The 12808-nt window shown below is 64.5% G+C and carries 15 protein-coding genes; 8 read left to right on the top strand and 7 right to left on the bottom strand.

From position 1 onward, the window contains the following. Nucleotides 1-274: 274 nt before the first annotated feature. On the top strand, nucleotides 275-1051 hold the full coding sequence (locus XH80_RS39915; protein WP_271603365.1) for a DUF4167 domain-containing protein: 777 nt from the start codon (nucleotides 275-277) through the stop codon (nucleotides 1049-1051). 59 nt (nucleotides 1052-1110) lie between these two features. On the opposite strand, the gene XH80_RS39910 is transcribed toward XH80_RS39915, so the two are convergent. Then, nucleotides 1111-1857 (bottom strand): methyltransferase domain-containing protein, encoded by a 747-nt coding sequence (locus XH80_RS39910; protein ID WP_057747414.1) that lies wholly within the window; start codon nucleotides 1855-1857, stop codon nucleotides 1111-1113. 108 nt (nucleotides 1858-1965) lie between these two features. Between XH80_RS39910 and gloB the strand changes: the two genes are divergently transcribed. From gloB to XH80_RS39895, 3 genes are all read left to right on the top strand, one after another. Then, nucleotides 1966-2733 (top strand): hydroxyacylglutathione hydrolase, encoded by a 768-nt coding sequence (gene gloB / locus XH80_RS39905; RefSeq protein ID WP_220001247.1) that lies wholly within the window; start codon nucleotides 1966-1968, stop codon nucleotides 2731-2733. A gap of 36 nt (nucleotides 2734-2769) precedes the next feature. After that, a complete protein-coding gene (locus XH80_RS39900) occupies nucleotides 2770-3192 on the top strand; it encodes a cupin domain-containing protein (protein ID WP_271603364.1) in 423 nt (140 codons plus the stop codon). Nucleotides 3193-3266: 74 nt separating this feature from the next. Continuing rightward, nucleotides 3267-3950 (top strand): flavin reductase family protein, encoded by a 684-nt coding sequence (locus XH80_RS39895; RefSeq protein ID WP_271603363.1) that lies wholly within the window; start codon nucleotides 3267-3269, stop codon nucleotides 3948-3950. Nucleotides 3951-3956: 6 nt separating this feature from the next. Here the strand turns inward: XH80_RS39895 and yddG are convergent, their stop codons facing one another. From yddG to XH80_RS39880, 3 genes are all read right to left on the bottom strand, one after another. After that, nucleotides 3957-4826, bottom strand: coding sequence for an aromatic amino acid exporter YddG (yddG, locus tag XH80_RS39890; protein ID WP_271603362.1), 870 nt, complete (start codon nucleotides 4824-4826; stop codon nucleotides 3957-3959). A gap of 101 nt (nucleotides 4827-4927) precedes the next feature. Beyond that, nucleotides 4928-5653 (bottom strand): acetoacetyl-CoA reductase, encoded by a 726-nt coding sequence (gene phbB / locus XH80_RS39885; RefSeq protein ID WP_271603361.1) that lies wholly within the window; start codon nucleotides 5651-5653, stop codon nucleotides 4928-4930. A gap of 237 nt (nucleotides 5654-5890) precedes the next feature. Continuing rightward, the gene (locus XH80_RS39880; RefSeq protein ID WP_057747409.1) at nucleotides 5891-7069 is read right to left on the bottom strand and encodes an acetyl-CoA C-acetyltransferase; all 1179 of its coding nucleotides are present in this window, start codon (nucleotides 7067-7069) and stop codon (nucleotides 5891-5893) included. 294 nt (nucleotides 7070-7363) lie between these two features. Between XH80_RS39880 and phaR the strand changes: the two genes are divergently transcribed. Together phaR and XH80_RS39870 are read left to right on the top strand one after the other, a co-directional pair. Next, nucleotides 7364-7954 carry a polyhydroxyalkanoate synthesis repressor PhaR gene (gene phaR, locus XH80_RS39875; protein ID WP_057747408.1) on the top strand — a complete coding sequence of 197 codons (591 nt, stop codon included), beginning with the start codon at nucleotides 7364-7366 and terminating at the stop codon, nucleotides 7952-7954. Nucleotides 7955-8060: 106 nt separating this feature from the next. Then, a complete protein-coding gene (locus XH80_RS39870; protein ID WP_271603360.1) occupies nucleotides 8061-8678 on the top strand; it encodes a class I SAM-dependent methyltransferase in 618 nt (205 codons plus the stop codon). 126 nt (nucleotides 8679-8804) lie between these two features. On the opposite strand, the gene XH80_RS39865 is transcribed toward XH80_RS39870, so the two are convergent. Continuing rightward, nucleotides 8805-9692, bottom strand: a complete 888-nt coding sequence (locus XH80_RS39865; protein WP_271603359.1) for a branched-chain amino acid aminotransferase — start codon at nucleotides 9690-9692, stop codon at nucleotides 8805-8807. Nucleotides 9693-9841: 149 nt separating this feature from the next. On the opposite strand from XH80_RS39865, the gene XH80_RS39860 reads away from it, so the two are divergent. After that, nucleotides 9842-10777 carry an alpha/beta hydrolase gene (locus XH80_RS39860; RefSeq protein WP_271603358.1) on the top strand — a complete coding sequence of 312 codons (936 nt, stop codon included), beginning with the start codon at nucleotides 9842-9844 and terminating at the stop codon, nucleotides 10775-10777. A gap of 9 nt (nucleotides 10778-10786) precedes the next feature. On the opposite strand, the gene XH80_RS39855 is transcribed toward XH80_RS39860, so the two are convergent. Beyond that, a complete protein-coding gene (locus XH80_RS39855) occupies nucleotides 10787-11032 on the bottom strand; it encodes a hypothetical protein (protein WP_057748140.1) in 246 nt (81 codons plus the stop codon). A gap of 231 nt (nucleotides 11033-11263) precedes the next feature. Between XH80_RS39855 and XH80_RS39850 the strand changes: the two genes are divergently transcribed. Next, the gene (locus tag XH80_RS39850; RefSeq protein WP_271603942.1) at nucleotides 11264-12118 is read left to right on the top strand and encodes a hypothetical protein; all 855 of its coding nucleotides are present in this window, start codon (nucleotides 11264-11266) and stop codon (nucleotides 12116-12118) included. Nucleotides 12119-12134: 16 nt separating this feature from the next. On the opposite strand, the gene XH80_RS39845 is transcribed toward XH80_RS39850, so the two are convergent. Then, entirely contained in the window at nucleotides 12135-12695 is a 561-nt protein-coding gene (locus XH80_RS39845) for a carboxymuconolactone decarboxylase family protein (RefSeq protein WP_220001239.1), read from the bottom strand. Nucleotides 12696-12808 lie beyond the last annotated feature (113 nt).

Genomic DNA, 12808 nt, shown 5'->3' with positions numbered 1-12808 from the left:
TCCGACCGCAACGTGAACGAAAGCCTGATATTGCGCTTGAAGACTTACGCAACAAAGCTGGGCTTGTTTCGGCAGGCGATATGAATGGGTTCGCTGGCAATAGATGCTGGCGGGTGGGGAACGCGTCTTTGTTGAACGCGACGGCCGACGAACATTGGCAGGGTTCAAACCGCCCTTGCGCGCGGTGCGCGCGAGGCCTGTGAACCCTTGTCGTCAGTCGCTCCTAGCAATCAGTAATGCGTGCAACCTCTAGGGCTGGAATTAAAGGCAGGACATGAGAAACGGTCAGAACAAGCAGCGGATGCGCAACCGCAACAACAACAATAACAACAACCGACGCGGCCAGAACCCGATGACCCGGGTCTACGAATCGAACGGCCCCGACATCAAGATCCGCGGCACTGCCTCCCACATCGCCGAAAAATATCTTCAGCTGGCGCGCGACGCCCGCTCCTCGGGCGACCCGGTTGCCGCCGAAAACTACTACCAGCATGCCGAGCACTATTTCCGCCTGATCGCGGCGGCCCAGGAGCAGTTCCGCCAGAGCCAGCAACCGCGCGGCGACGAGCCCGTCAGCACCAGCAGCGATGACGGCGAGGACGACGGCGATAATTTCTCGGCCTTCGGCCAGGAGCCGGGTTTCGTTCCGCAGCCGCCGCAGCAACAGCCCTTCATGCGCGACCGCGACGGCCAGCGCGATCACCAGCGTGACTACCAGCAGCGCGACAACCAGCAGCCCTATCAGCGCGATCAGCAACCGCGCGAGCATCGCGAGCGCGACCATCGTTCGCAGCCGCAATATCATCAGCAGCCGCAGCCGCAGAACCAGCCGCAACCTGTCGTCGCCGATGCCGGCAGCGTCGATCGCCTGCCGTCCTTCATCACCGGCGCGCAGCCGCAGACCAACGGGGCGCCCGGCGGCTTCGAAGGTGGCAATGGCGGCGGGGGCGAGCGTTATCCGCGGCGACGCCGCCGGCCGCATGGTGGCCCGCGTCCCGAGCGCGAGGCCGCTCCGGCCGCGACCAGCGACGATCTCGCCCCGGGCGAGTAAGCCACACTTCCGATCGTGATGGATTGCAATCGTCCCGGCCTCGCCGGGACGATTCGTTTTCAGCCCCGCCTCACCGTGGTCGAGGACGGCACCAGCACCGGCTTCGCCAGCGAGGGAATCAGCCTGGCACGTTCGCGCTTGGCGGGGATCGCGCGATAGACCTGCTTGGTCGCTTCGACGATGTGGACGCCGGCGAAGGGCAGCGACAGCGCCGCTCCAGCCCGCTCCCACATCTGCGCTGACTTCAGCACCCAGCGGCCGGCATAAGGCGGCATGAACAGCGCCTCGCCCCAGCCGGTCGGCGTGAACCAGGTCTGGCGCAACAGGTCCGTGATCTGCGAGCGCGAATAGGGACGGCCGTGGCCGAACGGCGTGTTGTCGCTCCGCGTCCAGACGCCGCGCCTGTTCGGAATCACCGCGATGACGCGCCCTGAGGGCGACAGCACCCGCCACACCTCGCGCAGCAGCGCGGCCGGATCGTCCGACATCTCCAGCGCATGGATCAGCAGGATGCGGTCCACCGCAGCGTCGGGAAGCGGCAGCGAGAACTCATCGACCAGCGCGGCCAGCGCGGGCCGCCCGGTCGGCCATTTGAGCACGCCCTGCGCTGCCGGCATGAAGGCGATACAGCGCTCCGCGTCCTCGCGGAACAATCCGAGATAGGGCGTGGGGTAGCCGATACCGAGCACGCGCTGGCCCTCGGCGCCCGGCCAGCGTTCCCTGATGCCGCGATTGATCATCTGCCGCGCCACGATGCCGAGACGGCGGGAATAGAATTCTCTGAGGTCGACGACGTCGATGGTCATGAGGGCAATGTAACATGCGCTGGGGCGCGGCTGCGCGCCCAATATTGCATTGCCTGCGCAACGTTAACGCCATATTTGTCTGGCGGGGCTGAGCGCGATGGAGATGTCATGGCCGCCGAAATTCGTACTTTCACCTGTTTAAACGACAATTTCGGTTATCTGATCCACGATGTGGAAACCAAGGCAACCGCGTCGATCGACGCCCCCGAAGCCGGCCCCATCATCAAGGCGCTGGAGCGTGAGGGCTGGCAGCTCACCGACATCCTGATCACCCATCATCACGGCGATCATGTCGGCGGGGTCGCCGAGCTCAAGCAGAAATACAATTGCCGCGTCGTCGCGCCGCATGACAAGACGACGAAGATCGCCAATGTCGATCTGCGCGTTGCCAATGCCGACGTGGTCAAGGTCGGCTCGTTGCTGGGGCGCGTGCTGGAAACGCCCGGTCACACGCTCGATCACATATCCTACGTGTTCGATACCGAGAAGACGCTGTTCGCCGCCGACACGCTGTTCTCGATCGGCTGCGGCCGGGTGTTCGAGGGCAACTATCCGATGATGTGGGACTCGCTCTTGAAGCTGCGGGCGCTCCCCGACGACTTCAAGCTCTATTGCGGCCACGAATACACGGCGTCCAACGTCAAATTCGCACTCACCGTTGAGCCCGACAATGCGGCGCTGCAGGCACGGGCGGCCGAGGTTGCGAAGCTGCGGGCGGAGAACAAGCCGACGATTCCCTCGCTGCTTGGAGATGAGAAGCGAGCAAACGTGTTCCTGCGCGCTGATGAACCGGCGGTCGCAGCCAGGCTTCACATGAAGGGCGCGGATGCCGCCGCAGTGTTCGGCGAGTTGCGCGAGCGCAAGAACAAGTCCTGACGCAAAGTCTTGAACAATAAATCCTGCCGGGGATCGATGCCGACCGCAGCCGAGATCATCGCGCGCCTCGAACTCCGCCCGCATCCCGAGGGCGGCCATTACCGCGAGACCTTTCGCGACCAGGCCACCGACGCGAACGGCCGGTCACGCTCGACGCTGATCTACTTCCTACTGGCGCGCGGCGAGCGCTCGCACTGGCATCGGATCGATGCGGTCGAGACCTGGCACTATTATGCCGGCAGCCCCTTGATGCTGCGCATCGCCCATGAGGGCTGCTCCCAGCACGAGGTGCGGCTCGGCACCGATCTCGTCAGCGGCGAGCGGCCGCAGGCCATCGTGCCGGTGCACGCCTGGCAAATGGCGGAGACCACTGGCGAGTGGACGCTGGTCGGCTGCACCGTGGCGCCGGCGTTCGAGTTCGCAAAGTTCGAGCTCGCGCCGAAAGGCTGGGAGCCGTAGTCGCAATCTGAAATCGGGTGGGTTCGATCCGCGGCACGTCTTAGGACAGCGCTTCCAGTCAACAGGAGCGCACGATGCACGGAACACTCGGTTCAGCCGCCGTCCAGATCGACCCGGCCATTTTGTATTTCGGAACGCCGGTCGTCCTGATCGGATCGACCAACGACGACGGCACTCACAATCTCGCACCGATGTCCTCGGCGTGGTGGGTCGGATGGCGCTGCATGCTCGGGCTCGCGCGCAACTCAAAAACAACCGAGAATATGATTCGTACCGGCGAATGCGTGCTCAATCTGCCGTCGGCAGATCTTGTCACCGCCGTCGACCGCCTCGCCCGCACCACGGGCTCGAATCCCGTGCCGCCTGGCAAACTCTATCGCGGCTACCGGCACGTGAAGGACAAGTTCAGCCTTAGCGGCCTGACGGCGTTGCCGGGCGAAACGGTCAGCGCACCGCGTGCGGCCCAATGCCCGGTGCAGATGGAGGCGAAGGTCGCCTACGTGCATGAAATGGCGCAGGATGATGCGGTCTGGCGCGGCAATCTCGCCGCGATCGAGCTCCGCGTCACCCGTGTCCATGCGCATCCCGATATCATGATGGACGGCGCGAGCAATCGCATCGACCCGGACAAATGGCGGCCGCTGATTCTCAGCTTCCAGGAATTCTACGGCCTGACGCCGCAACGCTTGCAGCGCTCCGAGCTCGGACAGATTCCGGAAACGATGTATCGGCCGCCTGGCTGGCAGCCGGCGCCTTGACGCGCCTCATCGCTTCCGCAGCACCATGTCCTTCGCCGCGATCAGGCCGCCGCCGGCGATCAAGATCGCGGCAATGGCGATGTTGGCGCTGGCTTTGGCAAAGCCGGCGGCGATGAGGAAGCCGGTCGAGAGCAGCGGCGTCGCATAGGAGGCGGCGCCCAGCACGCGGATGTCACCGCGCTTCATGCCGACGTCCCAGGCGTAGAAGGCAGCACCGACCGGGCCGATGCCGAGCCCGATCACGGCGAGCCATTGCAAAATGGTCTCCGGCCATACCGTGGTCTCGAGCAGACCATGCATCAGCGCGGCGAGCGCTGACGTGGCGAGACAGAAGCCGGCGACTGCATCGGTCGGCACGGCCTTCAATCGCCGCGACAGCACCGAATACGTCGCCCAGACGAAGGCGGCGATGAAGGCCGCGATCAATCCCGGCACCGCACCCGGCGCGAAGCCTGACGTATTGCCGGCAAACAGCAGCACCGTGCCGACGAGGCCGAGCACCGCACCGACGATGTGATGCACGGCGAGCCGCTCGCCCGGCAGGAAGGACGAGAACAGCACGATCAGCAGCGGCCACATGTAATTGAGAAGGCCCGCCTCGGCGGGCGGGGCAAAGCGCAGCGCGAGGAAATACAGTGCGTGATAGCCGAACAGGCCGCCGACGCCGACGACCCACACCACCAGCGGCTGCCGCAGGCTCTTTGCAGCATCACCGCGGCCGATCCAGGTGAGGAGCCCAACGAGGCCGCCGATCGCGAACGTCATGGCGGCGAGCTGAAAGGCCGGAATCTTGCCGGTTGCCACCGTCATCACTGACAGCAGCGACCACATCAGAATCGCGGTCAATCCGATCAGTGTGGCAGTACGCGGGGTCATCGATCAAAGGCTCTGAGGACGCTTATGCCCGGCGCGAGGCCGGGCATTTGCGTCTTCACTATCGCCTTGTCGCGGCTGGCGCTACAGGCTTGATATCCCTATCAGGCCTGATACTGGCCGCCATTGATGGACAGCGTCGAGCCGGTGATGAAGCCGGCTTCGTCGGCCGCGAGGAACACGACCGCGCGGGCGATCTCCTCCGGTTCGCCGAGCCGGTTGACCGGAATCTGCGGAATCACGTTCTTCTCCAGGACGTCCTTCGGCACGGCCTGCACCATCTCGGTGTTGATGTAGCCGGGGCAGATCGCATTCACGGTGATGCCGCCCTTGGCGTTCTCGAGCGCGAGCGCCTTGGTGAAGCCGATGTCGCCGGCCTTCGCCGCGGAATAGTTGACCTGGCCGAACTGGCCCTTCTGGCCGTTGATCGACGAGATCGAGATGATGCGGCCGAACTTGCGCGAACGCATGCCCTCGATCACCTGCCGCGTCATGTTGAACAGCGAGCCGAGATTGGTGTTGATGACGGCGTTCCACTGCTCGAGCGTCATCTTGTGGAAGGCGGTGTCGCGCGTGATGCCGGCATTGTTGACGAGCACCTCGACCGGCCCGAGATCGGCCTCGACCTTCTTTACGCCCTCGGCGCAGGCATCGAAGCTGCTGACGTCCCATTTGTAGACGGCAATACCGGTCTCGGACTTGAACTTCTCCGCCGCCGCGTCGTTGCCGGCGTAGCTCGCCGCGACCTTGTAGCCGGCCGCCTTCAGCGCCTTGCTGATCGCAGCTCCAATGCCCCGCGTACCACCCGTCACCAATGCAACTCTTGCCATATCGTATTCCTTCCCTTGGACTCTTCGGACGTTTCTGAGCGATCGTTTTTAGCGATGGATTATGCGGTTGGTTTGACGGACATCAAGAACAAAACGCCCGGCGTTGAGCCGGGCGTTTGTATTTAGTCGAGGCTGGCGCGGTTGCGAAGAATATTTGATTTGCAACCGCCGCCTTTTTAATCGCGTGCATCGCACTCTGCCTGCGTGTGCAGCGCACCCGTCAGTCAAGTGTCAGTTTCAGTCTCGCGCGAGACACATTGCGATGCCCATGCCACCGCCGATGCACAGCGTGGCGAGGCCCTTCTTGGAATCGCGCTTCTGCATCTCGTGCAGGAGCGTCACCAGCACGCGCGCGCCGGAAGCGCCGATCGGGTGACCGATCGCGATCGCGCCGCCATTGACGTTGACCTTGGAGGTATCCCAGCCGAGGTCCTTGTTGACGGCGCAGGCTTGCGCCGCGAACGCCTCGTTGGCCTCGATCAGGTCGAGATCGCCGACGCTCCAGCCGGCCTTTTTCAACGCAAGGCGTGAGGCCGGGATCGGGCCGGTGCCCATGATCTTCGGATCGACGCCGGCGTGCGCCCAGGACACGATGCGCGCGAGCGGCTTCTTGCCTTCCTTGGCCGCCTGCTTTGCGGTCATCAGCACCACGGCAGCGGCGCCGTCATTGATGCCGGATGCGTTGCCGGCCGTCACCGTGCCGTCCTTCTCGAAGGCCGGGCGCAGCTTGCCCATCGCATCGAGGGTTGCGCCGTGGCGTGGATATTCGTCGTCGCTGACGACCACGTCACCCTTGCGCGTCTTGATGGTGACCGGAACGATCTCGTCCTTGAACTTACCGGCCTTCTGCGCGGCCTCGGCCTTGTTCTGCGAAGCGACTGCGAACTCGTCCTGCTGGGCGCGGGTGATCTGGAATTGCTTGGCCACGTTCTCGGCGGTGTTGCCCATGTGGTAGCCGTTGAAGGCATCCCACAGGCCGTCCTTGATCATGGTGTCGACGAATTCGAGCGCTCCCATCTTGACGCCGCCGCGCAGGTGCTGGGCGTGCTGGGCCATGCTCATGGATTCCTGGCCGCCGGCGACCACGATGTCGGAATCGCCGTTCACCAGCGCCTGATAGCCGAGCGCCACGGAGCGCAGGCCTGAGCCACAGAGCTGGTTGACGCCCCAGGCCGGGCTGTCGACCGGGATACCGGCCGCGATCGAGGCCTGCCGGGCGGGGTTCTGGCCCTGACCCGCGGTCAGGATCTGGCCCATGATGACTTCCGAGACCCGGCCGGGCTCGATGCCACCTCGCTCCAGCGCCGCCTTGATGGCGACGGCGCCGAGGTCGTGTGCGGGAAGGGTCGCGAAGGCTCCGTTGAAGCTTCCGACCGGGGTGCGGGCGGCGCTGACGATGACGACATCGTCTGACATGGGCATCTCCTGGGGCTTGAGGTTCTGTGTCGAGGGGGCGGGCGGGCGCAGGAAAAGGCCCGTCAGTCTCGTCCGGCATCCTGTTAACGTCGTTGAGGCATGTCAATGCCGCACCGCATTCAAAATAGCGTTCCTGGTGCTTTCGCAAGCAAGTTTTTGCTGCGCAATTAACCGTGCCGCACAAAACGGTGGCGTGCCCCCGTTGAAAATGCTTACTTTGTTGCGTTGCGTACTCGTCCCGCCCTGCGGCATGGCCGCAAGGTTCCCGTTCTCCGCGCTTGCAAGTGAGAGCCCATGGCGAAATCAGACCAACCCACCACGATCAAGAAATACGCGAACCGCCGGCTCTATAACACCGGAACGAGCACCTATGTGACGCTCGAGGATCTCGCCGCCATGGTCAAGGATGGCGAAGATTTCCTAGTCTACGACGCCAAGACCGGCGACGACATCACCCGCTCCGTGCTCGCCCAGATCATCTTCGAGCAGGAGAACAAGGCCGGCCAGAACCTCTTGCCGACCACCTTCCTGCGTCAGCTGATCCGCTTCTATGGCGACAGCATGCAGATGGTGGTGCCGAAATATCTGGAGCAGTCGATCGCGACGCTGACCCAGGAGCAGGAGAAGTTCCGCAAGCAGATCGCCAACACGCTATCAGGCACGCCCTTCGCGCCGCTGGAAGAGCAGGTCCGCCGCAACATGGAGCTGTTCCAGCAGACGTTCTCGATGTTCAAGCCATTTGCGACGCCTGCGCGATCGGCCACTCCGGAACCGGAGCCCGACGCGAATGCCGAGCCCGCCAAGGACACCAACATCGACGACCTGCGCCAGCAGATGAAGGACATGCAGGAACGCCTCGAGCGGATGTCGAAGAAGGACGAGTAGTCTCTCGTTCGCACTGGCGCGTCCGCGAGCCGCGGGCGCGCGTACTGCAAATCAATAGCGGCATCGCCAGCAGCGCGCCGCCATGCCGGCCAAGGCCGGAGCCACCATGTCCGATCGCACCACACATTGGCAGAATGTCTACGCCACCAAGGGTGAGACCGAGGTCAGCTGGTTTCAGGACAGCCCGGCGATCTCGCTCGAGATGATCCGCGCGGCCAGTCCGGATCACACCGCCGGCATCATCGACATTGGTGGTGGCGCGTCGCGGTTGGTTGATGCACTGCAGCAACACGGCTATCGCGACATTGCGGTGCTGGATCTCTCCGCAAATGCGCTCGACGCGGCGAAGAAGCGAATCGGTGCGGCCGCCTCGGCGGTCGACTGGATCGTGGCTGATGTCACGATGTGGCGGCCGGCGAGGACCTGGGATGTCTGGCACGATCGCGCCGCGTTTCACTTCCTGACCGATCCGGCCGACCGCGCTGCCTATGTCGAGCGCCTGCGATCGGCGGTTGCGGCAGGCGGACAGGTGATCATCGCGACGTTCGCGCCTGACGGCCCGGAGAAATGCAGCGGCCTGCCGGTGCAGCGGCATGACAGCGCCAGCCTTTCAAGGGAGCTCGGGCCCGCGTTCGAGCTGGTCGAGACGCGCAGCGAGATGCATCCGACGCCGTGGCATTCGACCCAGGCGTTTCAGTTCAGCCGGTTCAAAAGAAGCCGTTAGACACAGGTGTCATGCCCCGGCTTGACCGGGGCATCCAGTACGCCGCAGCCCATTGAGGAATCATTGGCGCCTCTGGAATACTGGATCGCCCGATCAAGTCGGGCGATGACAGCGGAGCAAGTCGCGCTACGCCGCCAGCTTCACCGCATGGGCAAAGTCCCAATACAGCTTGCGCGCCTTGGTGTAGAACGGACCCGGCTGCAGCTCCCGCTCGTCGATGCGAATCACGGGTGCGACCTTGGCAAAGTTGCCGGTCGAGAAAATCTCGTCGGCGGCGAGAAAGTCCTGATAGCGTAGCGTCGTCTCGACCACGGTGGCGCCGTCGGCACGGAGCAGGCTGATCACGCGCTGGCGCGTGATTCCGTTGAGGAAGGTGCCGTTCGGTGCCGGCGTGAAGACGACACCGTCCTTGGCCATGAACACGTTGGAATTGCCGAACTCGGCAACGTTGCCGAGCAGGTCGAGCATCAGCGCGTTCTGGAAGCCGCGCGAGGCGGCTTCGGCAAGGGCACGCGAATTGTTCGGATAGAGGCAGGCCGCTTTCGCATCGACCGGCGCGCATTCGGCGGTGGGCCTGCGGAACGGCGACAGCGTGATCGCGCTGCCTGTCGGTTTCGGCATCGGCGCCTCGTAGATGCACAGGCACCAATTGGTGGTCTCGGGGTCGAACAGCACGCCGCCCCCGACGCCATTCTGCGCCCAATACATCGGACGGATATACAGCTCGGCATTCGGCGCGAACCGCGCGATGCCGTCATTGGCGAGCGCCAGCCAGGTGTCGGCATCGACCACCGGCTTGAGGCCGAAATTGATCGCGGATTGATTGGCGCGGGCGATGTGACGATCGAGATCGGGCGCAACGCCCTCGAACGCGCGCGCCCCGTCGAACACCACCGAGCCGAGCCAGGCGCCATGGGTACGCGGCCCCATGATCGGCACATTGCCGTCGTGCCATTTGCCTTCGAAGAAGGTCCAGCTCGGCGAATAGTCGATCGGCTTCTTGATCTCGGCCATGACAGGCCTCCCTCGAAAAATATCCGGGCACTCTTGTCCCAATTTCTAAACGATTTGCTGCGGCGAAGCATCAACTCTTGCCCCGGACGGAGGTTGAGACAACATCGCCACCAAACCGGCTATAATACCTGGATGTCACGGAGTTTCCCATGCCACTCGATCCACTCGCCAAGCGCCTGCTGACCATGATGGCCGCAGCTGCGCCGCAGGCGCGGAGCCGGCCGAGCGTCGAAGCGCGGCGGCAATCGCTGGCCAAGCTGATGCAATTTGCGCGCGCCGAGGCGCCTGATGTGAGCGCCTCCGACGGCGTGCTGCCCGGCCCCGGCGGAGAGCTGCCCTATCGACTCTATTCGCCGGCGTCTGCCGGCTCCCGCGCGCCGGGCTTCGTTTTCTTTCATGGCGGCGGGCTCGTCGCCGGCAGCATCGCGACGCATGACCGGATCGCGGCGGCGCTGGCGCATGCGACCGGCTGCCGTCTCGTGTCGGTCGACTACCGTCTCGCGCCCGAGCACAAATATCCCGCTGCCGTTGACGACGCGGTCGCGGCCACCGAATGGGTTGCGCGCGAGGCTGAAACACTCGGCATCGATGCCGAACGGCTGGTTGTCGGCGGCGATTCTGCCGGTGCCACGCTCGCAGCGATCGTCTGCCAGGAGGCGGCGCAGAGCGCCGGCCTGTCAATCGCCGCACAATGCCTGATCTGCCCGGTGCTGGATTTCGAGGAGGTATCACCTTCGCGCGAGGCCTTCGCGGAGGGACACCTGATCGACCGCGCCACCATCGAGGCTGACCTGTCCGACTATCTGCCCGAGGGCCTGGATGCCGCCGATCCCCGTATCTCGCCGCTGCGCGCGACGCGGCTCGCGGGCCTGCCGACTGCAATCATCCACACCGCTGAATTCGACCCGATGCGCGACGAGGGCAATGCCTATGCGCGCAAGCTGCTCGCCGCCGGCGTCGCGGTCGAGCACGTCTGTCATGACGGCATGGTCCACAATTTCCACGCCATGGGCGCGATTCTACCGCAGGCGCAGCTAGTGCTGTCGCAGATCGGCGAGCAGGTGCGGCGTGCGGTGGTGAAATAAGCGCTCCAATCACGCGCGTGCGTCGAGCACGGCCCGCGCCGCAGCGACATACTCCGGCCAATGCGCATCCGCATAGCGCTCGGCCTGCTCGACGCAGGTGACGTCGGACGCATGGGCTGCGGCAATCATGCGCGCGAAGCGCTCCTCGGCAACGGTAGCGTTACCAGCAGCCGGCACCGGCGCAGCGGCGACCGCCGTCGGAGCCATGGCAAGCCCGGCCAGGCCAGTGAGCAGGATGCGGCGTGACGGATTCATGGCTGGCGTCCTTCAATTGCCCTGTCGGCAGACTGGCGGGCGAGTGTGTCGGTGCGATCACGGCAGGGTAACCGCGTACATCCGCATCGTCCATGGCCCACGGATAGACCTTGACCCCACGAACGATCACGTTCCATCTAGCGAGCAATTCCGTCACCAGAGTGCCACGCGCCGGATTGTCACGTGTCTCATCGCAACCGAATTGATCGTCTGGCCTGGCGCACGATCGCGATGGGACTGCTTTGTCTGACGGCCTCGTCAGGCGCCGCCTGCGCCGCTGATGAGGAGGACACGCCGGCAAAGCCTGCCGTCCCGAATATCTATCTCGATCTCCGTACCACTTATGCGACGATCCCGGCGGGGACGTTCGGGCTCGGCTTCGGCAACAGCTCGCTCTCGGCCGCATTCGAGGCGCTGGCGGCGCAGCGCGGCGTGACCTTGCCGAGCGGCTTGCCGGCCGCAAGATCGATCGCCGTCGACCTGCCGCTGACCGTGGATGTCAGCGATCGCGTGTCGCTCTATGGCGGTGTATCAGGCTCGTCGGCGGATATCGGTGGCGGCTGGTCGTCCTTCGACATCACCAGCTGGAATATCGGCGTGCAGGCCGATCTCCATCGGCAGAACGGCGGCAAGATCCCGACCATCACACTGCAATCCACCCTGACGCAGTCGGTGCCGAACGAACAGGGCATGACGAATTCGTTCAACCACGTGCTGGAATTCGACTACGCACTGGACGAGGACGAGACGCGGGGCTGGCTTGCCGGCGTGCAATACACCCACACCGACATCGCCAGCCAGCTCGCCCGGATCAAGCCGAACACGATCCTTTATGCCGGCGGCTATTACCAATGGCCGAGCAACTGGAAATTCACCGGACGCCTCGGCGTGCAGTCGTTTGGCGGCGCGCAGCTTGCGCGCCGGACACTGGCGGAGCCCTTCACGCAGCCGATCCTGCGGCTCGACCTCGACCGCATGGACGACAATGACAACCGTCTGTTCGGCATCACCGCGCAGATCGCGTGGATGCCGAAGCCGTCCTATCAGCTGACGCTGCGCACGCCCCTTTACGCCGTGCGCAATTAGCCTCTATGACTCCGGATTATTCCGGCACCGGCACGTCGAACGTGTTCAGCGTGACCGAAACCATGCAATAGACCCCGACGAGGTAGGAGAGCTCGGCGGCGCCGTGCTCGCCGAACTCCTTCACGGCGGCGCGCCAGGTCAGCTCCGGCAGAACGCCGCCGCTGACCAGCGCGGACGCCATGTCGTAGGCGACGGCTTCCTGCTTGGTAAGATCGACCGGCCGTTGCCCGGCGACGATGGTCGCGAGCTTTTCGTCGGAGAGACCGCGCTGTTCGGCGACCAGCACATGGGCGTAGAGCTCGTAGCCGGAGCGGAAATGCGAGCCGGTGACAAGGATCGCGACCTCACGCACCGGCGCGGGCAGCAGCGGGTTCGACGCGATCGCCTTGACCAGCTCCCACACCGGCTTGCCGAAGCGCGGCTCGCGGATCCAGGGATTCCAGGGACCGAGCAGCGCGCCGTCGTCGCGCATGTTCACGAAGCCCTTGAAGTGGTCCTTGATGCCCGCTTGCATGTCGGCATAGAGCGGCTTCTGCTCGTCGCTCAGCTCTTTCGGATCGAGAATGGGAAGGCGCACGGCCGGATCTCCTCGTTGAGAAGCGGCGACCGTCGCCCGCGTGCGCTCACATGGCAAGTGAAGTTGCCGTGACGACCGTGCGATTTTGCAAGCGGTGTGGAGCGTCTCGGTGC

The sequence above is a fragment of the Bradyrhizobium sp. CCBAU 45384 genome (assembly GCF_028128665.1).
GTDB lineage: Bacteria > Pseudomonadota > Alphaproteobacteria > Rhizobiales > Xanthobacteraceae > Bradyrhizobium > Bradyrhizobium manausense.
This window is presented reverse-complemented; position numbering and strand designations above follow the sequence as displayed.